This is a genomic window from Cognatundibacterium crateris, from assembly GCF_010078235.1.
GTDB classification, from domain to species: domain Bacteria; phylum Pseudomonadota; class Gammaproteobacteria; order Burkholderiales; family Burkholderiaceae_D; genus Undibacterium; species Undibacterium crateris.
The window spans coordinates 57,500-83,277 of record NZ_JAABOS010000011.1; the positions used below are offsets into that span (position 1 = coordinate 57,500).

At 51.0% G+C, this 25,778-nt stretch carries 25 protein-coding genes; 8 read left to right on the top strand and 17 right to left on the bottom strand.

What is annotated here, in order from left to right; all coding sequences use genetic code 11:
• Positions 1 to 46: 46 nt before the first annotated feature.
• Positions 47 to 622 (bottom strand): methyl-accepting chemotaxis protein, encoded by a 576-nt coding sequence (locus EYB48_RS17330; RefSeq protein WP_328823475.1) that lies wholly within the window; start codon positions 620 to 622, stop codon positions 47 to 49.
• Between the two features lie 627 nt (positions 623 to 1,249).
• Between EYB48_RS17330 and EYB48_RS17335 the strand changes: the two genes are divergently transcribed.
• Positions 1,250 to 1,723, top strand: a complete 474-nt coding sequence (locus EYB48_RS17335) for a hypothetical protein (protein WP_162021645.1) — start codon at positions 1,250 to 1,252, stop codon at positions 1,721 to 1,723.
• 351 nt (positions 1,724 to 2,074) lie between these two features.
• Here EYB48_RS17335 and lipA read toward each other — a convergent pair whose 3' ends face one another.
• The 3 genes from lipA to EYB48_RS17350 all read right to left on the bottom strand — a co-directional run bounded on the left by lipA (position 2,075) and on the right by EYB48_RS17350 (position 4,228).
• Positions 2,075 to 3,064 carry a lipoyl synthase gene (lipA, locus tag EYB48_RS17340; RefSeq protein WP_162021646.1) on the bottom strand — a complete coding sequence of 330 codons (990 nt, stop codon included), beginning with the start codon at positions 3,062 to 3,064 and terminating at the stop codon, positions 2,075 to 2,077.
• A gap of 21 nt (positions 3,065 to 3,085) precedes the next feature.
• The gene (gene lipB / locus EYB48_RS17345; protein WP_162021647.1) at positions 3,086 to 3,763 is read right to left on the bottom strand and encodes a lipoyl(octanoyl) transferase LipB; all 678 of its coding nucleotides are present in this window, start codon (positions 3,761 to 3,763) and stop codon (positions 3,086 to 3,088) included.
• Between the two features lie 141 nt (positions 3,764 to 3,904).
• Positions 3,905 to 4,228, bottom strand: a complete 324-nt coding sequence (locus EYB48_RS17350; protein WP_162021648.1) for a DUF2917 domain-containing protein — start codon at positions 4,226 to 4,228, stop codon at positions 3,905 to 3,907.
• Between the two features lie 186 nt (positions 4,229 to 4,414).
• On the opposite strand from EYB48_RS17350, the gene gcvA reads away from it, so the two are divergent.
• Positions 4,415 to 5,299: a transcriptional regulator GcvA gene (gene gcvA / locus EYB48_RS17355; RefSeq protein WP_162021649.1), complete on the top strand. Its 885-nt coding sequence runs from the start codon at positions 4,415 to 4,417 to the stop codon at positions 5,297 to 5,299.
• Between the two features lie 42 nt (positions 5,300 to 5,341).
• Here the strand turns inward: gcvA and EYB48_RS17360 are convergent, their stop codons facing one another.
• Positions 5,342 to 6,142, bottom strand: a complete 801-nt coding sequence (locus tag EYB48_RS17360) for a DeoR/GlpR family DNA-binding transcription regulator (RefSeq protein WP_162021650.1) — start codon at positions 6,140 to 6,142, stop codon at positions 5,342 to 5,344.
• 777 nt (positions 6,143 to 6,919) lie between these two features.
• On the opposite strand from EYB48_RS17360, the gene glpD reads away from it, so the two are divergent.
• From glpD to EYB48_RS17375, 3 genes are all read left to right on the top strand, one after another.
• Positions 6,920 to 8,440 carry a glycerol-3-phosphate dehydrogenase gene (gene glpD, locus EYB48_RS17365; RefSeq protein WP_162021651.1) on the top strand — a complete coding sequence of 507 codons (1,521 nt, stop codon included), beginning with the start codon at positions 6,920 to 6,922 and terminating at the stop codon, positions 8,438 to 8,440.
• Between the two features lie 139 nt (positions 8,441 to 8,579).
• Positions 8,580 to 10,079 carry a glycerol kinase GlpK gene (gene glpK, locus EYB48_RS17370; RefSeq protein WP_162021652.1) on the top strand — a complete coding sequence of 500 codons (1,500 nt, stop codon included), beginning with the start codon at positions 8,580 to 8,582 and terminating at the stop codon, positions 10,077 to 10,079.
• 85 nt (positions 10,080 to 10,164) lie between these two features.
• Positions 10,165 to 10,872: an MIP/aquaporin family protein gene (locus tag EYB48_RS17375; RefSeq protein WP_162021653.1), complete on the top strand. Its 708-nt coding sequence runs from the start codon at positions 10,165 to 10,167 to the stop codon at positions 10,870 to 10,872.
• 134 nt (positions 10,873 to 11,006) lie between these two features.
• Here EYB48_RS17375 and EYB48_RS17380 read toward each other — a convergent pair whose 3' ends face one another.
• From EYB48_RS17380 to EYB48_RS17435, 12 genes are all read right to left on the bottom strand, one after another.
• Positions 11,007 to 11,288 carry a DUF493 family protein gene (locus EYB48_RS17380; protein WP_162021654.1) on the bottom strand — a complete coding sequence of 94 codons (282 nt, stop codon included), beginning with the start codon at positions 11,286 to 11,288 and terminating at the stop codon, positions 11,007 to 11,009.
• Positions 11,289 to 11,364: 76 nt separating this feature from the next.
• On the bottom strand, positions 11,365 to 12,210 hold the full coding sequence (locus tag EYB48_RS17385) for a D-amino acid aminotransferase (RefSeq protein ID WP_162021655.1): 846 nt from the start codon (positions 12,208 to 12,210) through the stop codon (positions 11,365 to 11,367).
• A 205-nt stretch (positions 12,211 to 12,415) separates the two neighbouring features.
• The gene (locus EYB48_RS17390) at positions 12,416 to 12,631 is read right to left on the bottom strand and encodes a hypothetical protein (protein ID WP_162021656.1); all 216 of its coding nucleotides are present in this window, start codon (positions 12,629 to 12,631) and stop codon (positions 12,416 to 12,418) included.
• Between the two features lie 199 nt (positions 12,632 to 12,830).
• Positions 12,831 to 13,979, bottom strand: coding sequence for a D-alanyl-D-alanine carboxypeptidase family protein (locus EYB48_RS17395; RefSeq protein ID WP_162021657.1), 1,149 nt, complete (start codon positions 13,977 to 13,979; stop codon positions 12,831 to 12,833).
• Between the two features lie 34 nt (positions 13,980 to 14,013).
• Positions 14,014 to 14,652 (bottom strand): alpha/beta hydrolase, encoded by a 639-nt coding sequence (locus tag EYB48_RS17400; protein WP_162021658.1) that lies wholly within the window; start codon positions 14,650 to 14,652, stop codon positions 14,014 to 14,016.
• A 71-nt stretch (positions 14,653 to 14,723) separates the two neighbouring features.
• Positions 14,724 to 15,050, bottom strand: coding sequence for a (2Fe-2S) ferredoxin domain-containing protein (locus EYB48_RS17405; RefSeq protein WP_162021659.1), 327 nt, complete (start codon positions 15,048 to 15,050; stop codon positions 14,724 to 14,726).
• Between the two features lie 139 nt (positions 15,051 to 15,189).
• The gene (locus EYB48_RS17410) at positions 15,190 to 16,377 is read right to left on the bottom strand and encodes a VanZ family protein (RefSeq protein ID WP_162021660.1); all 1,188 of its coding nucleotides are present in this window, start codon (positions 16,375 to 16,377) and stop codon (positions 15,190 to 15,192) included.
• A gap of 1 nt (position 16,378) precedes the next feature.
• Positions 16,379 to 17,035, bottom strand: coding sequence for an ABC-type transport auxiliary lipoprotein family protein (locus tag EYB48_RS17415; protein WP_162021661.1), 657 nt, complete (start codon positions 17,033 to 17,035; stop codon positions 16,379 to 16,381).
• A 66-nt stretch (positions 17,036 to 17,101) separates the two neighbouring features.
• Entirely contained in the window at positions 17,102 to 18,043 is a 942-nt protein-coding gene (locus EYB48_RS17420; protein WP_162021662.1) for an MlaD family protein, read from the bottom strand.
• A gap of 1 nt (position 18,044) precedes the next feature.
• On the bottom strand, positions 18,045 to 18,842 hold the full coding sequence (locus tag EYB48_RS17425; protein ID WP_235935242.1) for an ABC transporter ATP-binding protein: 798 nt from the start codon (positions 18,840 to 18,842) through the stop codon (positions 18,045 to 18,047).
• A gap of 1 nt (position 18,843) precedes the next feature.
• A complete protein-coding gene (locus tag EYB48_RS17430) occupies positions 18,844 to 19,968 on the bottom strand; it encodes an MlaE family ABC transporter permease (protein ID WP_162021664.1) in 1,125 nt (374 codons plus the stop codon).
• A gap of 99 nt (positions 19,969 to 20,067) precedes the next feature.
• Positions 20,068 to 21,906, bottom strand: a complete 1,839-nt coding sequence (locus EYB48_RS17435) for a phosphoethanolamine transferase (protein WP_162021665.1) — start codon at positions 21,904 to 21,906, stop codon at positions 20,068 to 20,070.
• A gap of 530 nt (positions 21,907 to 22,436) precedes the next feature.
• Between EYB48_RS17435 and rpsL the strand changes: the two genes are divergently transcribed.
• The 3 genes from rpsL (at position 22,437) to fusA (ending at position 25,668) form a co-directional block, all read left to right on the top strand.
• Positions 22,437 to 22,820, top strand: a complete 384-nt coding sequence (gene rpsL, locus EYB48_RS17440; protein WP_162021672.1) for a 30S ribosomal protein S12 — start codon at positions 22,437 to 22,439, stop codon at positions 22,818 to 22,820.
• Positions 22,821 to 22,962: 142 nt separating this feature from the next.
• Positions 22,963 to 23,433 carry a 30S ribosomal protein S7 gene (gene rpsG / locus EYB48_RS17445; RefSeq protein WP_162021666.1) on the top strand — a complete coding sequence of 157 codons (471 nt, stop codon included), beginning with the start codon at positions 22,963 to 22,965 and terminating at the stop codon, positions 23,431 to 23,433.
• A gap of 129 nt (positions 23,434 to 23,562) precedes the next feature.
• Positions 23,563 to 25,668 carry an elongation factor G gene (gene fusA / locus EYB48_RS17450; protein WP_162021667.1) on the top strand — a complete coding sequence of 702 codons (2,106 nt, stop codon included), beginning with the start codon at positions 23,563 to 23,565 and terminating at the stop codon, positions 25,666 to 25,668.
• Positions 25,669 to 25,778: the final 110 nt, after the last annotated feature.

A 25,778-nucleotide genomic window follows, 5' to 3' on the forward strand; every position in this document is an offset into this window, starting at 1 on the left:
CGTTAATTAATTTATTGACGGTTCCCGCGTTCATATCTGTGTGCGACTACGCAATGGCTGGTTGCGCTACATAAGGCGTGTACGTCGTATCAGAAAGACGCAGTACAGTCTGCTTAGCGAGAGGCTTGGTCTTGAAGATACTGACTAGTTGATTCAGGTCACCGGCTTGTGATGTCAGGGTCTGCGCGGTGCCGCTGGCCCGTTCAACCAGTACCGCATTCTGCTGCGTTACTTGGTCCATCATAGAAATCGCCTGATTGACTTCTTCTAGGCCTGCCTGTTGTTCTCCGCTGGCGACGCTAATATCACCGACCATGGCAGACACCTGCTGAACACAGGAGATGACCTCCTGCATGCCGGTTCCCGCATGTTCAACCAGCTGCGCGCCAGCTTCAATTTTCTTTAATGAGTCAGTGATCAGCGTCGTGATCTCTTTCGCCGCGGTGGTGCTGCGTTGTGACAGATTGCGTACTTCGCTGGCGACCACAGTAAATCCATTGCCATGCACACTAGCTCTGGCGGCTTCTATGGCAGCATTCAGTGCCAGCATCATGATCAGAATTTTGCCAAAGCCTGTTCGAAGGCGGGTGGCGATACTAGTTTCATTTGATTTCGTTTGCATAATCAGCCCTTGGTAGCTGCATCGCGTTACAGATGGGCGAATCATGAAGCGCTGAGCATATATTGGGAAATTGATTGTCTTAATAAATGAGATAGCAATGTCTTATAAGTTAAGAAAAATGGAAACGTAGATGCTGTAATTGGAATTTTTGAGGTCTAAGACGTGAAGGCTGCCACCCATGCCGGATAGCTTTGAATTCACCAATGAAGAAGAACCGATTCTGGCTGTTTGCAGGTGAGGGAATGGCTGAGTTGATAAAATGAAATCGTCAATTCACTTGTATGCGTATGATTTATCACAAAACCTGCAGTTAGATCGGGAGCAGAAGGTATGACAGAATGGTGCCTATGTCCGGATGATGAGATAATAGGCAGTACTAGTTGGCTGTCGTGCCGGATATTCAGCGCTCAACAGCTATCACATCATCCCTGCGCAGACAGGGAAGCAGATATTTTCGCCGTGACTCCCCTGAATCCATCTTTGCTGGAATTCCAGTTTATGATAGACGCGCTAACAGAACGGGATCACCGCAGCGAAAGTCTTTCCCACTTTGGTTATCACGCAGGAAGCATGATAGTGCCTCTGCCAGATGACCTGATTCTCAGATGAAAATGAAAGGATAATTTGATGAAAAATTCACTGAAAAATCGCGTCTTGCCTGCTACCGCATTGGCAATCAGTCTGTTCGGTTTAAGTGCTTGTGGTGGTGGCAGTGGCAGTACGGATGCACCAATTGTTTCATCTGTATTGACTATTGCAGCAACGCCATTGAGCGTAGTAAAAGGAAACATCAGCACCTATACTTTTACCGCTACCAACATCAATGCAGTGGCTGTGAGTGGCGTTGGTTTTAATGTCGATTTTGGTGCCAATGTGACGATTACTCAGCGTCCGCAATTTGGGTGTACAGCGAGTTCTTTTTCTTACTCTTCATCCGGAACCACCTCGATTACTTTCGGTAGTGTGCCAGCGAAGTCACAATGCCAGCTCGTCGTTGCCATCACACCAGTGAATATTGGTGTCGTGAGTCCGGCAGTGTCGACTGTAGGAAATCTGAGCATTAATGGCTCGATTCCGGTTGTGACCGTCACCGCCTTCTGACATGACATAACAAATCAATAGCCAGTGTGCTGAACCGCAGCCTGGCTATTGTTCTATCCTGAATTTTGTTTCTGGAGTGCCGGCATGCCCCTGCGTCTGAGTTGGCGGTATTTTCTTCAGTGAAGATGAAATTCTCAGGCTATCTCTTAGAAATAAGGCGGACTGGGCGGCCAGGATGCAGAATCAAGGGAGTGAGGAGGATTACGCTGATTGGGGTGGGCACATGCCTGTTATCTGTGCGCCGCTTGCAAAGCATGTTCCGCTTGGAGTAATTTTGAAGCGCGGGGCGAGTCGCACAATTTAAGTGTGTGACAGACCTGCCCCGGCCTTAGCTTTCGAGCGAAGAGACTATTATTCGCCTATGCCATGCGCTTGCTGATCTGCATGGTAGCTGGAACGCACCATCGCGCCGACTGCTGCATGGGCGAAGCCCATTTTATAAGCTTCTTCTTCATACATTTTGAATACGTCAGGATGCACATAGCGACGTACTGGTAAGTGGTGGCCACTTGGTGCCAGATACTGGCCTATGGTCAGCATGTCGACATTGTGTGCACGCATATCGCGCATGACTTGCAACACCTCTTCATCGGTTTCACCGAGTCCGACCATGATGCCGGATTTGGTCGGCACATGTGGATGCTGTTCTTTGAAGCGTTTTAGCAGGTTCAGCGAATATTCGTAGTCAGAGCCAGGGCGTGCTTCTTTGTACAGGCGCGGTGCGGTTTCCAGGTTGTGGTTCATCACATCCGGTGGTGCCATGTTCAGGATTTCCAGCGCGCGGTCCATACGGCCACGGAAGTCCGGCGTCAGGATTTCTATGCGTGTCACCGGCGACAGTTCGCGGATTTTCTGTATGCATTCTGCAAAGTGCGCCGCACCGCCATCACGCAGGTCGTCGCGGTCAACCGAGGTAATCACCACATAGCTGAGTTTGAGTTCCGCAATCGTCTTCGCCAGATTCAGTGGCTCGTTCACATCCAGCGGGTCTGGGCGGCCATGACCAACGTCGCAGAACGGGCAGCGGCGTGTACATTTGTCACCCATGATCATGAAAGTCGCAGTGCCTTTGCCAAAGCATTCACCGATATTCGGGCAGGATGCTTCTTCGCAGACGGTAACCAGTTTGTTAGCGCGCAGGATGTCTTTGATTTCATAGAAACGCGTAGTCGGCGAACCGGCTTTTACCCGTATCCAGTCTGGCTTAGGCAGACGTTCCATCGGTACGATCTTGATCGGGATACGCGCAGTTTTGCTCGCGCCTTTTTGTTTTTCAGTAGGATCGTAGGCCGCTGGGCTGGCTGTGGTATCTGGGGATGCAGGTGTATTTTCGGTTGTCATGATACGGAGCGTTTCGAAAAATCAGGGAGTTTCGTGAGTAACGGATAAGAGGTCTTGTAAATTCTGTGCGAGTCTTTGCTGTACATCGGCCAATGCTGCCTGCACGCCCAGGGTTTTCATATCCACGGTAGCCAGTCCCGCATAGCCGCAGGGATTGATCCAGGAAAAGGGGGCGAGGTCCATATCGACATTCAGTGATACCCCATGGTAGGTGCAGCCATTGCCGCGTACTTTCAATCCTAAAGCCGCAATTTTGGCCCCTTTCCAGGGGCCAGCGCAGACATAAATGCCGGGTGCGCCTTCTTTGCGCTCTCCAGCCAGGCCATAATGGGCGAGGGTATCGATGACGGCTTGTTCAATTTTAAATACAAATTCGCGTGCAAACAGTCTTGCCTGCGCATGGCTGCGGCGCAGATCCATCATCAGATATATGACGACCTGGCCCGGCCCATGATACGTCACTTCACCACCGCGATCCGTCTGTACCACGGGGATATCATGCGCCGCCAACACGTGCGACTGATCCGCACCCAGTCCCAGCGTGAATACCGGCGGATGTTCGACTATCCAGAATTCATTGGGCGTATTGGCATCGCGCGCATCGGTAAATGTGCGCATTGCATCGTAGGTCTGCTGATAAGGCTCAATGCCGCGATGCAGAATGATGGGGGTAGTGGAAGTAGAGGTGCTGTTTTGCATAGACCGCTAGTTTAACATCCTTGACTGGCGATGGTCGTTTTTCCTGCGGTCAACCAGCTATCAATAGCCATAAGCAGCCACAAGCAGCCAGAAGCAGCTACAAGCGGCTTGCCTCGCCTCTTGTAGCTTGTGTCTTTGCCATTAAGCAAAGACGTGGTTTAGCTTTTGTGTCAGCTTTTGCAAGTAGTTTGTCACGGCGAATTCGGACTGATGGGCGGCAGCCGGGCTGGTGACCGTTTGTAATTCGATCCTGCTTGCTTGTTGATCTGCTTCCAGCACGACCATACGATGCGCTGGAATGACGACCGTTTCATCTGTAGCGAGCCAGAAATCACTGTCATCACCGGCGATTGTCAGCCAGATACGGCCACATACAACTTTGATTTGTCGGTCAACAGGGGACACGCCGGAAAGTGTTTTTCCAGCAGTGATCGTGTAAGATGGGTTTGCAAAATTATTTGTCATTTCCTTGCTCCTTGTTGTGCAGCAAAAAACCAATAAAAATTGATTTATCAGAGGGAAATTCAATGCTGCATTGAGATGTACGTATTGTAGGTGTTTCTAATTCATCGACAAAACGAGAAATTTTGGCTTTGCTTGCTAATAAAATTCACATTGTTATGTGTCTTGCTGATGATGGATATATGAAAAATGGATATCAGAAAACTGCCTAATTTTGCAGCACTGCGCGCATTTGAAGCTGCTGCGCGACATCAGAATTTTTCCAAGGCGGCGGAAGAGATACATCTTACCCACGGCGCGGTCAGCCATCAGGTGCGTGCGCTGGAAGAAGAGCTGAACATAGAATTATTTACGCGTCACGGCAAGCGTCTGGTATTGAATGCTGAAGGTGAGCGTTATGCGGCAGCGATACGTTTGTGCTTGCAAAATTTAGCTGAAGCCACCGAGCAATTGCAAAAGCGCAATCAACAAAAGCGGCTAGGGATTACTTCATTACCCTCGTTTGCGGCACGCTGGTTGTCACCACGGCTGGGGCGATTTATCGAACACTATCCGGATTTGGAAGTGAGTTTGCAATCGAGTAATCAACTGGCCGATTTTTCGCGTGACTCTATCGATATCGGGATACGTTTTGGACTCGGTAATTATCCCGGCCTGGTGTCTGAATTTTTGATGGGCGATTATTATTACCCCGTGGTCAGTCCGCGCTATCACGGTGGTAAATTGCCAGCGACGCCCGCTGAATTGGCAGCATCGCATTTACTGCGCTGTGAAGAAGAACCCTGGGAGCCGTGGTTTCGCGCTGCGGGTTTAGACAATGAAGAGCCAACCAGTGGCCTGGTTTACCAAGACGCGTCTATCCTGGCGCGTGCCGCAGTGGACGGTCAGGGCATCGCTCTGGGGCGACATGCAATCGTGCATTCCGATATAGAAAGTGGCCAGTTAGTCCGCTTGTTTGAGATAGAAATACCCAGCCCGGTTTCCTATCATCTGGTGTATCAGGAGCAGTCGCTCAATAAGCCACAGGTGCGTGCGTTTCGCGAATGGCTGTTGGCTGAAGTCGCGTTGAAATAACTCAGAAGCTTTACTGCTCAGGCTCTCGTGCGATCACGGCTCTCAAGCCAGCATAATTTTGGTTTTGATTTTGTCAAAAGTCGCATGCATTTGTTCCGGCACCGCCTGATCGGTAAACAGCACATCGATCTGCGATAAATGCCCTAATTTGACTAAAGCAGGGCGGTCAAATTTCGTATGGTCTGCCGCTAAAAATACAGTTCTCGAATGTTTGATTATCGCTTCAGAAACCCGCACTTCCCGGTAATCAAATTCACGCAAGGTGCCATCCATTTCTATGCCGGAAATGCCAATGATGCCAAAGTCGACCTGAAACTGACTGATTACATCCACGGCCGCTTCACCGGTTAAGCCACCGTCACGCGCACGCACGACACCACCGGTCACAATCACCTCAATATCCTGATAGTTACTCATGATGCTGGCAACGTTCATGTTATTGGTAATTACCCGCAAATTTCTGTGATGGCACAAAGCACGCGCAATCTCTTCCGTTGTGGTGCCCAGGTTAATAAACAGGGTGGCCTGATCAGGAATATGGCTGGCCACCAAAGCGGCGATACGGCGTTTTTCGTCTGAGAGCAAAGTCTGGCGTGTGTTATATGCCATGTTCTCCGCGCTGGAAGTCAGGCCGACTCCTCCATGAAAGCGGCGCAATAAATTCAAATCAGCCAGTAAATTGATATCACGTCGTATTGTTTGCTGCGTCACACGGAACTGCGCGGCGAGTTGCTCGACCGAAGCAAAGCCTTCTCTTTGTACGTTCGCTAATAATTCTTGCTGTCGCAGATTGAGCGTTTGCGCGGATGTCTGGCTGTATGACGGTGTCAACTTGGCTGGCATGTAACAAGCTTCCTTCAACGAAAGAGAAAATGTTCGAAAACGAAAATGAACATTGTAATCGAAGCATGTGGCAAGTGTATTTCTGGCGGAAATATGGCGCTAAGTTGTTTTACGTTGCAGGTGCTTTAGGATTGAGTAACCGTATACTTAGCAAGCTCGCCTTTGATTTTCATCGCTTTTGACTAAGCAATTTGTGCTTCACGGAAAACGGATTAGAAAGTGTCGTTGTCTGAGCGTAGCGAGTTTCGACACTTTCCCGTTTTACGTGATGCGCAAATTGTGCCGACACGTAGTGCGGCACCCGCAGGGCGCAGTCTTCAGCGTCGCCTTCTTTGGCTTACCTTTCTTGGCGAAGCAAGAAAGGTAAGTGGCCGCCGGGCCACACCCGGCTTGGTTCTGCAAAGTGAAATCGCTTTAGATATTTAGGACTTACGCAAAACCGCCCCAGCAGCGTTATGGCTCCTGGTCGTGCTGTGCTACGGCCTGCGTCGCCTGGTATCGCCAGGGATAGCATAGTCAGCGAGCTGACTATTGGCTCACCTTTCCCATCCCACCTAGGTTGAAATCCTGGTGTTACAACACATCGCTACACTGCAACCTATGCGTAAAAATTAGCTTTCAATTAATTAAATAAATGTTCGAAAGCGAACTTGTAATTATTCGTTTAGTGATTTATGATCGATTTAAAACAAATAAATTGACTTTTGGTAACACAAATAGAGTCAATTTTTTGTCTTTATCTTAATAATTTCCTAATTGCAATGGCGGCCTGGCATCATGGTGAATGATCAACATTACGATTTACTGGTTGTGGGTGGTGGTATCAATGGTGCGGGTATTGCACGTGATGCTGCCGGACGCGGCTTGCGTGTTTTGCTGTGCGAAAAAGATGACCTGGCCGGGCATACTTCTTCTGCCAGTACCAAACTGATCCATGGCGGATTGCGCTATCTCGAATACTATGAATTTGGACTGGTTCGTAAAGCACTGAAAGAGCGCGAAGTTTTGCTGCGCTCAGCACCACATATCATCTGGCCTTTGCGTTTTGTGATGCCACATGTGCCGCATTTACGTCCGGCGTGGATGATACGTATCGGCCTGTTTTTGTATGACCATCTGAGCCGCCGCGAATTGCTACCCGGTTCTTGCGGCGTGAACTTAGATAAGCATCAACTGGGTGCGCCCTTGCAAGACAGCATGCATCAGGGTTTCGTGTATTCCGATGCGTGGGTAGACGATGCGCGTCTGGTGGTTTTGAATGCGATGGATGCGCAAGAACGCGGCGCACGCATCATGACGCGCACTAAGCTGCAGTCTGCGCAACGGGAAGCTGGCTTGTGGCAGGCTACTTTAGTCAAAGACGGACAGACTGAAATCAAAGTTACAGCACGTGCCATTGTGAATGCGGCGGGGCCATGGGCAAGTGAATTATTGCACCAGCATTTGCATCAGACGGCGAGAAACGAGGTGCGCCTGGTCAAAGGTAGTCACATCGTCGTCAACAAGATGTTTGATCATGACCATGCGTATATCTTTCAAAATCCCGACAAACGCATCATCTTTGCTATTCCGTATGAGCAGGAATTTACACTGATAGGTACCACGGATCTGGAATATAAGGGCGATCCGGGCAGCGTCAACATTTCATCCGATGAAGTCAGCTATTTGTGTGATGCGGCGAACCGCTATTTCAAAAAAAGCATACAAGCGGCGGATGTGTTGTGGACGTATTCCGGCGTGCGTCCATTGCTGGAACAGGAAGATGCGGCCAACCCTTCAGCCGTGACGCGCGACTATCAGCTGGAGCTGGACGCTGCACATGAGCAGGCACCAATCTTGTCTGTATTCGGCGGCAAAATTACCACCTTCCGTTACCTGGCAGAGGAGGCGGTCAATCTGCTGGCGCCCGCTTTAGGTATCACTAAACCGGCGTGGACAGCCCATGCATCGCTGCCCGGTGGCGATATTCCAGGTGCGGATTTCTCAGGATTTTTTCAGCGTTTTAAAGCGCAATATCCGTGGTTGCCAGCCGCGCTGGCACAGCGCTATGCACGCAGTTATGGCACCCTCGCTGACCGCATTCTGAGTGAGTGTCATGCACTGTCCGATCTTGGCGAACCATTGAGTCCAGGCTTATATGAAGCCGAAGTCAGGTATTTGGCTGAACACGAATGGGCACGCACGACGGACGATATCTTGTGGCGCAGAAGTAAATTAGGTTTGCATGCCACGCCCGCAACGGTACAGGCTTTGCAGGATAAATTGACGCAATTTTTAACTCAGCTAAAGCAGCCCTAAACCAGCCCTAAAGCAGCACTGGCTGCAGTAATAAATTTATTAGGAAATTCGGAAAAATCAGCAGTTAAGCAGTAGTCACAGTTATCACCTTCAGTATTGATTCATTAAAAAAACCTTAGACAAGATGGAGAAGACACCAATGGATGGAAAGTTTATTCTGGCATTAGATCAAGGCACGACCAGTTCGCGCGCAGTCTTGTTTGACCGTACCGGCAGCGTGGTAGCGGTCGCGCAAAAAGAGTTCCAACAGATTTATCCGCAACCAGGTTGGGTTGAACATGATCCTCAGGAAATCTGGTCAACCCAGGCGGGTGTCGCTGCAGAAGCGGTCGCGCATGCCGGTTTGGCGGGTGGTTCTATTGCTGCCATCGGCATTACGAATCAACGTGAAACCACGATAGTCTGGGATAGAGAAACTGGCCGTCCTTTGTATAACGCGATCGTCTGGCAAGACCGTCGTACCGCGGAATTTTGCGACAAGTTAAAGGCACAAGGTCTGGAAGAAAAATTCCGTTCCAAAACGGGTTTGCCGATAGATTCGTATTTTTCTGCGACTAAAATTTGCTGGATTTTAGAACATGTTGCTGGTGCACGTGAACTTGCGAATCAAGGCAGGTTAGCCTTCGGCACAGTGGATACCTGGCTGGTTTGGAATTTCTCGCAACAGGCATTGCACGTCACCGATGTGACCAATGCATCGCGCACCATGTTGTTCAATATTCATACTTTGGAGTGGGACCAGGAGCTGCTCGACATACTGAATATTCCGCGCAGCATGTTGCCTGACGTGCGCTCTTGTTCTGAAGTCTATGGCAAAACTAAAACCACTTTGTTCGCATCAGAAATCCCGTTGGCGGGTATCGCCGGTGATCAGCATGCTGCTTTATTCGGACAAATGTGTGTTGAACCTGGCATGGTTAAAAACACCTATGGCACCGGTTGTTTCCTGGTCATGAATACGGGTGAAAAACCTATCGAATCAAAAAATAATCTGGTCACCACCATTGCCTGGAAAATCGGCAATCAAGTGCACTACGCTTTAGAAGGCAGCATCTTTATCGGCGGCGCCGTGGTGCAATGGCTGCGTGATGGTCTGGGTATCATCCGTAGTGCTTCAGAAATAGAAGCATTAGCGAAAAGTGTTCCACACAGCGACGGTGTGTATCTGGTTCCGGCCTTCGCTGGTCTGGGTGCACCACATTGGAACCCGCGGGCGCGCGGCACTATGTTCGGTGTCACACGCGGCACCAGTTCTGCGCATATCGCACGTGCTGCGCTTGATAGTATTGCCTATCAATCTGTCGATGTATTGAAAGCGATGGAAGCCGATTTGGATGGTCGCATTGCTGAACTGCGTGTTGACGGTGGAGCGGTCGCGAATAATCTGCTGATGCAATTTCAGTCCGATATGTTGGGCGTCGATGTCGTACGTCCGCAAATCACAGAAACCACAGCGCTGGGCGCGGCCTATCTGGCTGGACTGGCTGTCGGTTACTGGAAAGATCTCAGCGAAATCCAGAGTCAGTGGAAATTAGACCAGCGCTTTAAGCCTGCGATGCCGCAAGCAGAAGTCCAGGCTTGCATGAAGGGGTGGCAGCGTGCGGTCAATGCCAGCAAAGCCTGGGCAGACGAAATCTGAACAAGAAAGTGTCAACGCTGCGATCTATGCCGCATCAGCATAGTGACTGCGCTGGCTCACTTTCAAATATAAAAAAGAGTGGAAAATGAATCCTTTATTTGCTGAATTTATCGGCACCGCCATGTTGGTTTTATTGGGAAATGGTGTTGTCGCTAATGTGATTTTGAATAAAACCAAGGGCTTTAACAGCGGTTTGGTGGTGATTGCTTTAGGTTGGGCGATGGCTGTTTTTGTCGCGGTATTTTGTACAGCGGCAGCAAGTGGCGGGCATTTGAATCCGGTGGTGACGATTGCCCTGGCAGTCGCCGATAAGTTCTCGTGGGCGCTGGTGCCTGGCTATATCCTGGCGCAGATGGCGGGCGGCATGATGGGTGCGTTTCTGGTGTGGGTGGTGTACTACCGGCATTTCGCTGAGACTGCGTGTCAGGATACCAAGCTTGCCGTATTCTGCACCGGTCCGGCGATACGTGGCGCGTTTGGAAATCTGGCCTCTGAAGCCATCGCGACCTTTGTCCTGGTGTATGCGGTACTGAATATGGCAGCGCCTAAAGTGGGTCTGGGCGCGATGAATGCCTTGCCAGTTGGCTTATTGGTGTTGGGGATAGGTGTTTCTCTCGGTGGTACGACCGGGTATGCAATGAGTCCGGCACGCGATCTGGGGCCGCGCATTATGCATGCGATTTTGCCTATACCTGGTAAGCGCGACAGTGACTGGAAATATGCATGGGTGCCGGTCATTGGCCCCTTGCTGGGCGGGGTGGCTGCAGCCTTGTTATTTACGCTTACTGCATAACTCAGCGTCAGCACGCATCACTTTCGGAGATTTAGCGAGCTGTGAACCTTAGCTGAACAAAGCACCCTGCTGTGCGCGCCAGAGATGGCCGCGTAGCAGGGTTTGTTTTTTTGCGCGCTGGTTTTGCCTGATGTTTAAAGAACCACTTTGACCATAGGGTGACCGGACAAGTCGCGATACAGATTGTCGAGCTGATCACGACTGGTGGCCCAGACGGTGACTGTCAGTGACAGGTAGGTGCCCTTGCTGGATGGACGCATATCCATTTTCCCGGCATGGAAGCTAGGATCATGCAAAGTGACGACTTCGACCATGGTCTGGGCAAAGGCATCATGCATAGCGCCCATGATCTTGATCGGGAATTCGCTCGGATACTCGATCAGACTTTGTTCTGGCGGGATAGGTTTCATTTCCATGATTTTTCCATTCTCTGAGTGGTATGCCGTACTGCGCTGCAGGCATCCACACAGAGTCAGGAGGGATGGCAGCCGTTCAGGCAGCTTTGGCTAATTGATAAGCCGCATACAATTGTTGGTATATGGGGCCGGGTAAGCCATTTCCAATAGTCTGCTCGTCCAGCTTCACAACTGCAAGCACTTCTTTGGTCGCCGATGACAACATGATTTCATCGGCAGCGAACACCTCGGCGCGCCTGATGCGGCGCATTTCAAACGGTATGCTGAGTTGTGCACAGAGTTCCTCTATCAAAGCATAGCGTATGCCTTCCAGGATCAAGTGATCCTTAGGCGGTCCCATCAGTACACCGTCTTTGACTATCCATACATTGGACGCCGACGCTTCGCTCAGATAGTCATCGCGGAATTGTATGCTTTCTGCGACCTGATGTTCCGCTGCGTTCTGTGCCGCCAGTACATTACCGAGCAAGGAAATCGACTTGATTTCGCAATGCAGCCAGCGCCGGTCTTCCATGGATACACACGCCACACCATGCTCACGCGCAGCCGGAGTTGGCAATACGATGGGGTTGGTCATGATGAATACGGTAGGCGTCACTTCTTTTGGAAACGCATGGGCACGGCGCGCGACACCGCGGGTCACCTGCAGGTAGACCATCTGATCATCCGCTTCATGCGCATCCATCACTTGTCGTATGCGCTGCAGCCATTCTTCTTTGTTATGCGGATTCGGAATACCTATCGCTTCCAGACTACGGAACAGGCGCGCCAGATGCTGATCGGCACGGAACATGCGGCGCTGGTAAACCGGGATCACTTCGTAAATACCGTCACCGAAAATAAAACCGCGGTCGAGTACAGGTATGTGGGCTGCGGACAATGGCGTCATAGCGCCATTAAGGTATACGAGTGGGTCATTCATGATGGAATTAGTGTCTGGGATTAGGAGCACTAATTCTTACATGTTTGCGCTTGTTAATTTATGCAAATATCGCATAAAAAGTGCCAGTTCAAACTAAGCATGAACAGGCACTTTCCGCTACAACAGGTTTTTTATGATAACGATGCGGTGCCTGTAATGCCCTTTACTAGCCACGCCTTACCACAAACTAAATATCGCTTTTTATTCAGCCCTTTTGCCCGCTTACGATTGCTCCACGTTTCAAGTCTTCAGCTTGGGAAGGCGTCAGAGTTTGAATTTGCCTATTCCGCTGACGAATATTACTGCCAGTAACATAATCAGCTTCGTCTGCAATGGTTTTACTCTCGTTGGCTGCTTGATTTTCAAGACTGCTACAAGCAGACAGTGTGCATACTGTTAAAAGTCCCAAAAGCACTTTCATGGTGTCTCCTTCATTGCAAGGTAAGTCAGTGTAAAAAATATCTGAGCTTAGACTGGGTTGGTATAAGAGCAATCATTAGCTTCGAAGAATAATAGTGTAAATTGCAATTATTGTGTTGCGGAAATTAAAATATTTCTTTTTTTTATACAAAAAAAAGCCAGAGCATACTCACTCTGGCTTTAAGCGAAACCGAATTATTTTATTTCAGCATCAGGCGTATCGAATCCCAGGCGCGGCCAAATATGCTGGCCTGATCCACTTTTTCCAGCGCCTGTACCGGGAATTCGGCAACGGCTTTACCGTCTAACATCATCTTCACGGTACCGACTTTGCTGTATTGAGCTATCGGTGCCACCAGCGGATCTTTTCTTTCCAGCGCAGGTTTCAGATTGGCCGCCGCACCTTTAGGCAGGGTCACATACAAATCGCGGTCAAAACCGATCTTGACTGTGGCCTGATTGCCTTTCCAGACTTCCGGGGTCTGGATCGCCTGACCTTTGGCATACAGTTTGATCGTATCGAAATTCAGATAGCCCCAGTTCAGCAGCTTCAGACTTTCCTGCGCACGTACCTGATCGCTGGCGGTACCGGTCACTACCGAAATCAGACGACGCTGACCACTGCCATTCGGACGCGATGCCGAAGAAATCAGGCAATAGCCAGCTGCTTCGGTATGGCCAGTTTTCATGCCGTCTACGGTCGGGTCCAGCCATAACAAACGGTTGCGGTTAGGTTGGGTGATTTTGTTATACGTGTAGCTCTTGGTGCTGTAATAGGTTTTATAGTATTCAGGGTGATCGGTGATCAGGCGGTTTGCCAGGGTAGACAAATCACGTGCAGTCGCGAAATTGTCCGGGCTGGGCAGACCATGCGGATTAGCATAGCGGCTGTTTTTCATGCCCAGACGTTCTGCTTCGCGATTCATTTGCACCACGAAGGCCTCTTCACTACCGGCCACGGCTTCAGCCAGCGCGACAGCAGCATCATTACCAGACTGAACGATCAGGCCATACAGCAATTCATTAATGGTGACTGGCTTGTTCGGCTCAATAAACATTTTTGAACTGCTGGCATCCACCTTCCAGGCACGGGTCGATACATTGACCGTCTGGTTCAGATCCAGCTTTTTTTCTTTTAATGCAGAAAACACCAGATAGGCGGTCATGATCTTGGTCAGCGAGGCGGGTTCTATACGCAGATCAGGATCTTGCGCAGCGATAACCTGATTGCTGGTAGCATCAAACAGCAGCCAGGATTTGGCTGCAATGCTTGGAGCAGGGAGTGTTTGTGCCATCGCAGCAGACAGCGTCAGCAGCGAGGCAGCAACAGTAGCGAGAAATTTTTTCATGGGTGACATTGATCAAACGAGGTGAAACAGATCGTCATGCCTTATCCCACAGACTGGTGACCAGCTGTTTGATATGGTGCAGACGACGATGGAAAAAATGATCGGCACCGGGTATTACGGTGACCGGAATATCTTGCGGGCGCAGCCAGTCCAGTACGGCGGACAGAGGAATGGTGTCGTCCAGCTCGCCATGTACCAAGATGGTATTCGATGGGATCTCAGGCATCTCCCATTTACCGGCGGCGGCACCGATCAGCACCAGCCTTTGCGCTGCGCGGTCCTGCGTTTGCAAGCGCTGTTGCAGGCGGGCCTGTACGAAGGTGCCAAATGAAAAACCGGCCAGTGCCAGTGGCAGATCGGGATAACGTTGCCGCATATGTTGCAACAACAGCTCCATATCGTCGGTTTCACCGATGCCGGCATCGTAGCTGCCGCCAGACTGACCGACGCCACGGAAGTTCATGCGTACAGCGGCATAGCCGAGGCCGGTAAAGGTGCGCGCCAGGGTTTGCGCGACCTTGTTATCCATGGTGCCGCCGTAGAGCGGATGCGGATGCGCAACCAGTGCCAGTCCGCGTGGAGAGGTCTGCAACTCAGGATCGGGTAAATCGAGTGCGCATTGTAATTGGCCGGCCGAGCCGGCAATCAGGAAGTGTTCAGTTTGAGCGTTCATGCCTAGGACTATCAGTACAAGCAGCGTAATCAGGCTGAGCTCTGCGTGTACGCACCAGCCTGGTGGTTCAATCAGGTATTCGGAAGTTTGAGGCGTTCGACTACGCCGCCGCCTATCAGGTCGACATCAATGATTTCATCGATATCGCTTTGGTCCACAAAGGTGTACCAGGTTCCCTGTGGATAGACCACCAGGACCGGCCCTTCTTCGCAGCGATCGAGGCAGCCGGCTTTGTTGAAGCGGATTTTGCCGTGACCATTCATGTCCAGCTGCTTAATGCGGCGCTTGGCATGTTCCTGCGCAGCCTGCGCACCGCGCTCCATGCAGCATGGGCGACCATCTTCGCGTTGATTCATGCAAAAGAAAACATGTTTTTGAAAGTAGAGTGGTTCGGACATGATATGAAATTTCGGATATTGAGTGATATCGGATGCCAGGCAAACGACGCAAAGTCATCGCACTGAGCTGGCATCTGAAACGGATTCCACGGCAGCAGGCGATTTTGCAAAAGCCCTATGATACTGCAAATGCCGGGTATTACACCTGAGGCGTTTGCGTTTCCTCCTTCGCCAGCCTTGCTGTGTGCTGTGCCGGTTTGCGCAACAGCGCCCACAGTGCAAGGAAGGGCCAGAACAGAGATAAGAACTGCGCGGCACCGTTAAAGTTCAAAAATTTCCCCTGTACCCAGGTTTGCATGGTGGCACTGAAGTAGGGGTTGTCCGGCAAAATATTCAGCACCATGAGACTCAGCAGCATGAGTACGAACGCCAGCCTTTTCTGCACATGCAGAGGCGCAAACGAAAAGCCGTACAGCATAATCGCGCTGATCAGCAAGCCACCGCGCGCGCCGGGGGTGAGCCAGCCAAACGCATATTCGGGTTGGAAGAACAGCGCTGCAGCCAGTGACTTGCCTACGATAGCCAGGCTCAGCAGCAAAGCGGATAGCCAGAATTTTGGTGCATGGCGGTTGAGCAGACTCATGCACAGCAGCAGCGCGCCAGTGCAGCCGCAGGCAGTGATCAGGGCTTCGGCTAACAGATATTCTTCCGGTGTCAGCTCGGTCCCGCGCAAGATCAGTGCGCTCAGATCGATGTCCATATCAAAGAACTGGCTCAGGTGCTCAGACAGAATCGGAAAAATGCCACCTAGTCCGAATAAATAGGCCTGAGGATACAGCTGCGCCATCGGCCACAGGCCCAGTATCACGATTTCCTGACTGGATTCCTGGTAAGTCCACTGCTTGCGTAATAAGCGCAAACGTCCTTTTTCCATCAGCCAGGGTGTCAGCCATGCAGCCAGCAAGGCACCCAGGATGGCGCCACTGCTGTTGGTGAGTATGTCGACGACAGACGTGACACGACTCGGTAAAAAATACTGGACCAATTCGGCGCAGACTGAGATGCAGCTACCGGCCAGGCCAGCCAGCAGTGCAGACCAGCCAGCCTTTATATGCGGATACAGGGCAAACACAAACAATGCGCCCAGTGGCACATAAGCGATGACGTTGGTGATCACATCAAACCATGTCCAGTAACGCGGCCACTGGCGTAATACATCGGGCAGCGCCGACAGATTATTGGCTTGCCAGCCGGTGAACGGATACCAGCTCGCGTACAGAATCAGTACGACGTAAGCCAGCAAACTGACCCGTGCGAACGGCGAACTTTGGCGTATCAGGTTCAGCTCGGAAGCTGGCGCAGCAGCGCTGTCGGCATGAATAGACATGTCAGTTCAACTGCAGGATTTCCTGCTGTAACTCAGCGATCAACTGGTCCACTGCCTGTTGCAGGGCAGTCGCCCCGCCTGCTGCATCAGCCTGTCTGGCGGGAAGCTGGATCTGAAACTGACGATGACGCAGCACTTTTCCGCCTTTGCTGATCAGAGCGCGCCCATTGAGCTGGGCGTGGCTGCTGCTGGCTGAGCTGAAGACTTGTGAGAATTCGTCCAATTCCAGTTGCAGCACCGGTGTGTCAGGCGCGGCCTGATTCCTTTGTAGTATCAAACCACCGGCAGCGCTGGTCTGCTGCTTGATACGCTGTTGTATCAATTGTGCCGGCGGCATGCTCCAGCGCGCATAGGCATAGGCTTTCAGCTGTTGTGCATTCTCATATTGCAGGCGGTAGAGCATGGCCTGGCTGTCGAGCGCAGCCGTGGTCTGTATGTCGGCCAGTACAAAGCGCAGACTGGCTGGCGCTGATGTTATCGGGTTGGCAGGGGTGGCAGTTAGCGGACCCAGATCATATTGTTGTTTGAGTGGTGCCGGATTACTGCTGCATGCGGTCATGCTGGCGATAGCAAGCAGCGTAAGCAGTCCAGACAGTATCCGCTTCAATTCGCGGGACGATCCATCTTTAGAGAAATCAGCTGACAGGATAGAAAACATACTTGTCCTTAATTAAATACGGGAGCTGGCTTTTGCATAGTTTAAGCAAGCTTGGGGTGATCTGGTTTATCTGGCAGGTGCACTGAAGCCAGGTTCGCCCGGGCCGGGTGACGCTGGCGGTGGGCCAAACAGGATGCTTTGCGGGCGTTCATTCAGACTTTCTGCGGTGCGACCAACGGCACGCAGGCTTTGGCGCGCCTCATTACTCAGCGTATTCAGACGGGGCAGAGTATCTAAATACAAGGTGTTGTTGAACAACTCCAGACTTTGATTGAAGCGGAAGACAGGACTGTCCGGGCCCTGCAGGCGGGTACTGAACTGAGTCAGGTTCTGGGTCAGCTGACTGGCATCTTTAGACAATTGATTCACCGATTGTAAGGTGCTGCCAGCTTGTTGCATCAGCACCGGTAATTGCTGTAAGGCCGGATTGATCTGATCCGGTACCGCTTCCCAGCGTTGAGCCAGTTTGCCGAAGCTTTCCAGGGTATGAACGACCGATTTCTGATTGTCGGGGTCCAGCATATGATTGAGGCGTTTGGTCAGTTCTTCAGCCTGAGTCAGGATAGCGATACCGCGTTGCTCCAGATTTTGCAGCATGCCAGGACGCAGCGGTATACGGGCGATGCTGGCGCCAGCCTGCAGTAACTGACTTTGCTGCGCTTTGGCATCTTCATCGAGCTGCACAAAAGCGATACCTGTCACGCCCTGATAAGCCAGTGTCGCAAAGGTCGCATTGGTCACCGGCGTATCGGGCAGCACCTCCAGACGCAGTATGATTTGTCCAGGTACTTTGTCATCGAAATCGATGTCAGTGACATTGCCGACCTTGATACCTTTGTAGCGTACTACCGCTTGTAAATTCAAACCGGATACCGCCGATTTGGTCACGATCTCATAGGGTGTGCGCTGGATTTTGTCGCGCCCCAGCCAGATCGCCAGCAGCGTAGCGAGTGCGAGTAAGGCGATCGTAAAAAATCCTGCGATTAAAGCATGTGAACGGTTTTCCATATCACTCCCGGTCAGGTTGGGGTTGCAGTACTTCCATGGCGCGTAGTCCACGGCCGCCCAGGAAAAATTGTTTGATAAACGGATGCGGAAAACGCACCACTTCTTGCGGGCTGCCTAAGGTCAGCACGCGCTTTTCTGCCAGCACTGCAATCCGGCTGGATAAAGCAAACAGGCTGTCCAGGTCATGCGTTACCATGATCACGGTCAGACTCAGTTGCTGGTGCAGCGACTGTATCAGCTCCACGAAACTGTCAGAGCGGTCAGGGTCCAGACCGGCTGTGGGTTCATCCAGAAACAAGAGCTCAGGATCCAGCGCCAGTGCACGCGCCAGTGCGATACGTTTGACCATGCCGCCCGACAGATCGGCTGGCATTTTTCGCGCGTGCTCAAAGCCGATATTGACCATGTGCAGCTTCAGGTAAACCAGATCACGGATTAAATCTTCCGGTAGCTTGCCCAGTTCGCGCATAGGTTGTGCGACATTGTCGAACACACTGAGTGCTGAGTACAGTGCGCCCTGCTGGAACAACATGCCTGAGCGCTTACGCAGATAATCCAGATTGCCGGCTTTCGGTGCATGGATGTCTTCGCCAAAGACTTCGATACTGCCGCGCTTAGGGATTTCTAAGCCCAGCATTTGCCGCATCAATACGGTCTTACCGGTGCCCGAGCCGCCGACCACAGATAAAATTTCACCACGTCTGACGTCGAGTTCCAGATTGTCATGCACCACCATGCGTCCGAACTGCGTACGCAGGCCGCGGATACGGATCAGATTTTCTGTGTTCTGCTCTGCCATGTCAGTACCCGGTTTTGCTGAAAATGATGGCGAACAAAGCATCGGCAATGATGACCATAGTAATTGAGATCACCACCGAACTGGTTGTGCCTCGGCCCAGACTTTCAGTATTTGGTTCTATACGCAGCCCAAAATGGCAGGCGATCAAAGCGATCAGCACCCCAAAGCTCACGCCTTTGAGTAAGCCTATCCAGTAATTCAGGATAGGCACCGCTTCCGGCAGTTTATAGATGAAAAACGCGGGACTCATGCCTAGCAGCGCCTGGGCGGCGATCATGCCGCCTATTAGCGCCATGATATCGGTCCAGATCACAATTAAGGGCATTGCTATCGCTAAGGCCAGCACGCGCGGCATGATCAGCCGGAATCCATGTGGGATACCCATGACCTGCATCGCATCCAGTTCTTCGGTCACCCGCATCACACCTAGCTGTGCGGTGATCGCAGAGCCGGAACGCCCGGCTACCAGGATGGCGGCTAACATAGGGCCGAGCTCGCGGATAATACTCATGCCCAGCAAATTGACGATGAACAGGTCGCCGCCAAAGGTTTTCAACTGTTGGGCGGATAAATAGGACAGCACGATGCCGATTAATATCCCCACCAGCGCAGTAATGCCCAGCGCCTGAGCGCCCATGCGGTAGATATTGGCTGAAATTTCTTTCCAGGGGCCACGCAAAGGATGGCGGATGAAGCGACCCAGATCCAGCATCAGCTGACCGAGCAAACCCACGAAACTAAAACAATGTGCAAAAAAGCCCAGCACCGTGCTGCCCAGTCTCATCACGCGTGTCAGTCTGGGTTTGGGCTCGACCGGTTGGGCAAGCTGGCTGACTGTATGCAAGCGTTCAAATATTCCGAGGTGCTGCTCGCTGATGTTGGCGTGCGCAGGGAGCTGTTGCTGCCATACGCGCCATAGCAATTGCGCCCCCAGATGATCCAGTGCTTCAATCTGACTCAGATCCCAGTGCAAGGCTGGACGTAAGGCCAGTTGATTCAACTGCTGCTGTAACTCTGACAGCCGCTCAGCGTGACACAGGGTATGCGCGAGCCAGCAGCCTTGTAGCTGCACAACGCTCTCATTCTGAGTGATCACACTCAATGTGGGTGGGGTATCAATACGCATGTCAGAAGTGTAAGCGAATTTGTCGCCATGCGGGAGCGCGTTGCGCTCGGCCTTGCCAGGCTGTACCAAGAGGTGAGTCTGGCACAGCCCTGGCGGAGTCTATTTTTGTGACAGCGGCGTTTTGTTATCGATCACTTCGCGACATTCGCCTTTGATCGTCGCATTGTCGTAATTCGTCCAGCCATAGCTATCGACATAGCGAAGATGCGGCTTCCAGCGCGGGCTGACTATGCTGCGTTCCAGTTTTTCGTCCGGATAGCGGATGTCTGCCATGTCCAGCAGCGTATGAAACACGTTTTCTGTACTCAGCGGCGCGCGCTGATGGGCGCGCAGTTGCCGGATTTTTTCCGGGTATTTTTCTAAATAGGCGTCGGAATACCACACAAAGCCCGGTACATGGAATTCATACTGCGTGTTATGCCCATGAAACGCGAGATTGCAGCTGCCGTCATACAAAGTCTGACCATGGTCGGATACATACATCAGTGAACTCAATATGCCGCTATCCTTCAGGCGTTGTATGAAGCCCGACAAGACCCAGTCTGTATAAAGGATGGAGTTGTCATAGCTGTTGCTGAGTGCTTCTTTATTTTTCAGATCGGTATAGGCGGGATTCACCACGCCGTATAAAGAAGGTTTCCAGTGGTCGTATTCCGCCGGATGACGGTGGCTGTAATTCCAGTGATTGCCCAGGGTATGCAGTACGATCAGCTTTTTTGGGGCCGCATCCTGCAGCGCGCGTTCCAGCGGCGCAAATAACACATCATCCAGATTGGATTGATTGGTATAGCCGCCCAGATTCAGGAACTGGGTCACATCGGCCTCTTTGGCAAATACCGAGGTTGGCGTGTCGAACTGGCCAAAACTCATCTGATTCGAAATCCAGTAGGTTTTATAACCCGCTTCGCGATAGGCAGACAAAAAAGACTTTTCTGAAAAGCCAGCCTGTAAGCCTTGTGCCGCCGGTTTGCGCGAAACGATGATAGGCACTGACAAACGGGTGGCTGACACAGCAGAAATCATGTCACTAAAGCTGACCAGATTTTCTTCCAGGCTTAACAGCGGATTGGTTTCCCTGTCATAGCCATTCAGGCTCCAGCGGTCGTAGCGTGAGGATTCGCCGATCACCATCACTACTACTTGCGGCGCGGCCGGGTCGCCTTGTAAGTGCGCACCGAAGTGAAATGTGCGGCTTTTATCGGATAAATGATTCAGGTAATCGCGCTCGTTCCAGAAGTCGATACTGCGCAATATCAGGCCGAATGGCCAGACGCGCGCAAACACTTCCTCGTCAGCGACCGGTACCAGCCATGCCGGCGCCGGACCTGGGCCCTGGATTAAACGTTGCCGCCCGGCCTCCAACGCTGACACAGATATCGCCTTGCCACTGATGGCGGCACGGGTAGAGGCACTGCCTGATTTGCCGGAAGCGGTTTGTGCCTGCACCCCTACCCAGTAGGCATAGCTGCTGATCACGCTGATGACGAGTGTTGCACAAAGTGCCAGCCAGCGGCTGGGGTGACGCCAGGCCAGCACATCGCTACGCCAGACAAAGCGCTGCAACTGCCACCACCAGGCGACGATGAGGATGCTGAGCCCTGCCAATAACCACACTTTATTGCCCAGGAATTCGGCGGCTTCTTTTGGGCTGGTTTCCAGCATGATGCCCAGATGATGAGTGGATATACCCTGGCCATAGTAGAGGCGCAGGTAGATTTCTACAGGCATCATTAGCATCGCTGGCAATAGCAGGCAATGAAACCAGCGCGGGCTTTTGAATACCGCCCACAGCATGATCCAGGCCAGCAGCCCGGATGCCAGTATCGTTCCGGCGTGATCCACGGATTGTTGTTGCAGGTAAGGGAAGAATGGCAGCGCAGACAATAAGCCATAGCTGCTTAATAAAAAAATGCGGGAAAAGCGGTTGGAGGTAGGCATGGCTGTGATCTGTGGGATGTCCCTGTGCCGGAGTGCAAGTTTTGTATAAAGGGCGTCAATATAAAGGATTTATGCGGCCTCAAGGCATTTGTTCGATCTTTTCGGTCTTAATCGGATGTGTAACGCATAAGGTAGATAACGGCAGTTGTACTTGTCGTTCCTTTTAAGATGAAGAGGCGGGGAGGCATTTGCCCTGAATTTTGATTGCAAACCGGCAGCGATGCTTGATTTATCGCCGAAATTGCCTACTCTGAACAACCTCGCTAACTCAGTGTGAGGCATCCTAAGCCGTCAAAATTCATTGACATGCTTGCGTGAACAGACATAAAATTGCGAGTTCTCGATTTTGGGTTAATGTTTTTTGCTGCAATTTGTGCCTGTAAGTCACGAAAATTTTGCATAAAAAACAGGCAAATGGCATGCGTTTCAGCGTGCCTCTCTGCAAATTCAAACGGGGAAAATTGATTTTTAGTTCCCGGGCAACCGTTTCCGGGTTTGTATTAACGTTGTATTTTGTTGGATTAAAAACGATGCCAACCATCAATCAACTGATTCGCCAACCACGCGTTTCCGCTGTGGTTAAGAGCAAATCGCCGGCGCTGGAAAACAGCCCGCAAAAACGTGGCGTTTGCACCCGCGTTTACACAACAACTCCTAAGAAGCCAAACTCGGCTTTGCGTAAAGTTGCTAAAGTTCGTCTGACCAACGGTTTCGAAGTTATTTCGTACATCGGCGGTGAAGGCCATAACCTGCAAGAACATAGCGTCGTGCTGATACGCGGCGGCCGTGTAAAAGATTTGCCGGGTGTGCGTTATCACATGGTTCGCGGTGCTTTGGATACTCAAGGCGTTAAAGACCGTAAGCAAGCTCGTTCCAAATACGGTGCGAAGCGTGCTAAGGCTGTTAAGAAGTAATTAACTCGTAATTTAATCTCCGTAGACTCTACGGATCAGTGTCGGTTCGGAATGAACCGAGTAAGTGGCAGGCTATGATGGCCCGTCGCGAGTGTCAATAAAGTGTTATCTGACGCTCAACTGAAGATTGAAAGGAATTGAAATGCCACGTCGTCGTGAGGTCCCGAAACGGGACGTACTGCCGGATCCAAAATTCGGTAATGTAGAAGTTGCAAAATTTGTTAACGTATTGATGTTGTCTGGCAAGAAGTCTGTTGCTGAAGGCATTATCTACGGTGCATTCGATCAGATCCAGGCTAAATCTGGCAAAGATCCGCTGGAAGTGTTCGCACAAGCTATCAACAATGCGAAGCCATTGGTTGAAGTTAAGTCCCGTCGCGTTGGTGGTGCAAACTACCAGGTGCCAGTTGAAGTTCGCCCAGTCCGTCGCTTAGCTTTGTCTATGCGTTGGCTGCGTGAAGCTGCTAACAAGCGCAGCGAAAAATCCATGCCTTTGCGTTTGGCTGGTGAATTGTTGGAAGCCGCAGAAGGTCGCGGCGGTGCAATGAAGAAACGTGATGAAGTCCATCGTATGGCTGAAGCCAACAAGGCCTTCTCTCACTTCCGCTTCTAAGAGTAAGAGTAGGGAGTCATTGTATGAACTTTATGCAATGGCTCTGGCAAGTATTTTGAATCAGGCCGGGCGCGATTTTCACAAAAAATTGCGCTCGGTTTTGTCCATTAAAAGATTTAGGAATATCCTATGGCCCGTAAGACCCCCATTGAGCGCTACCGTAATATCGGTATTTCCGCTCACATCGATGCAGGTAAAACAACGACCACTGAACGCGTTCTGTTCTACACCGGTGTAAATCACAAAATCGGTGAAGTGCATGATGGCGCCGCTACCATGGACTGGATGGAGCAAGAGCAGGAACGTGGTATTACCATTACTTCCGCTGCGACGACATGCTACTGGAAGGGCATGGCGAATAATTTCCCTGAGCATCACATCAACATCATCGATACACCAGGCCACGTTGACTTCACGATTGAAGTTGAGCGTTCCATGCGTGTTCTGGATGGCGCCTGCATGGTTTACTGTGCAGTAGGTGGTGTGCAGCCTCAGTCTGAAACCGTATGGCGTCAGGCTAACAAATACAAAGTCCCACGTTTGGCATTCGTCAACAAGATGGACCGTACCGGCGCGAACTTCTTCAAAGTGTACGATCAAATGCGTGCACGTTTGAAGGCAAACCCAGTACCTCTGCAAGTACCTATCGGTGCTGAAGACCTGTTCGAAGGTGTGATCGATCTGGTTAAAATGAAGGCTATCATTTGGGATGCAGCATCCCAGGGTATGAAGTTTGAATACCGTGATATTCCGGAAAATCTGTTGGCTGAAGCGCAAAAATGGCGTGAAAACATGGTTGAAGCGGCAGCTGAAGCCAGTGAAGAGCTGATGAACAAATACCTGGAAGATGGTGACCTGACTGAGGCTGAAATTAAAGTAGCCCTGCGTCAGCGTACTATTGCTTCTGAAATCGTTCCTATGATGTGCGGTACGGCATTTAAGAACAAAGGTGTTCAGGCGATGTTGGATGCGGTTGTTGAATACCTGCCATCTCCATTGGACATTCCACCAGTTCCTGGCGTGAATGAAGATGATGAGCCAGTTGTTCGTAATGCTGATGACAACGAAAAATTCTCTGCACTGGCGTTCAAAATTGCGACGGATCCATTCGTTGGTCAATTGTGCTTTATCCGTTGCTACTCCGGTAAATTGAATTCTGGCGACAGCGTTTATAACTCTGTTAAAGAGAAAAAAGAACGTATCGGTCGTCTGGTTCAGATGCACGCGAACCAACGTGAAGAAATCAAAGAAATGATGGCGGGTGATATCGCTGCGGTTGTGGGTCTGAAAGACACAACAACTGGTGATACTCTGTGTGATGAAAAAGCGATCGTTGTTCTGGAACGCATGATATTCCCAGAGCCAGTTATTTCTCAGGCAGTTGAGCCAAAAACTAAGGCTGACCAAGAGAAAATGGGCTTGGCACTGAACCGTCTGGCTGCAGAAGATCCATCTTTCCGCGTACGTACTGACGAAGAATCTGGTCAGACAATTATCGCCGGTATGGGTGAATTGCATCTGGATATTATCGTTGACCGTATGAAGCGTGAATTCAACGTGGAAGCAACTGTTGGTAAGCCACAGGTTGCGTACCGCGAAACAATTCGCAAAACATGCGAAGAAATCGAAGGTAAATTCGTTAAGCAATCTGGTGGTCGTGGTCAGTACGGTCACGTTGTTCTGAAAATTGAACCACAAGAACCAGGTAAAGGTTTCGAATTCGTTGACGCGATCAAAGGCGGTACTGTTCCACGTGAATACATCCCTGCGGTTGAAAAAGGTGTTCGCGAAACACTGACTTCCGGTGTATTGGCTGGTTACCCAGTGGTTGACGTTAAAGTTACTCTGTTCTTCGGTTCTTACCATGACGTTGACTCCAACGAAAACGCATTCCGTATGGCGGGTTCGATGGCATTCAAAGACGGCTGCCGTAAAGCAAGCCCAGTTATTCTGGAGCCTATGATGGCTGTGGAAGTTGAAACACCTGAAGACTACGCTGGTACTGTGATGGGTGACTTGTCTTCCCGTCGTGGTATGGTTCAGGGTATGGATGAGATCGCTGGTGGCGGTGGTAAGATTATCAAAGCTGAAGTGCCTTTGTCTGAAATGTTTGGTTATTCCACATCCCTGCGTTCCGCTACCCAAGGTCGCGCAACGTATTCCATGGAATTCAAGCACTACTCTGAAGCGCCTAAGAATGTGATCGACGCGATCGTTACATCTAAAGCTAAGTAATAAAGAATCAAAGACCTGCCCCAAGCAGGGGCAGGTCTTCTATTGTTGATAAATCGTTCTTTTTGAAGGAAGAATAAAATGGCAAAAGGTAAGTTCGAACGCACCAAGCC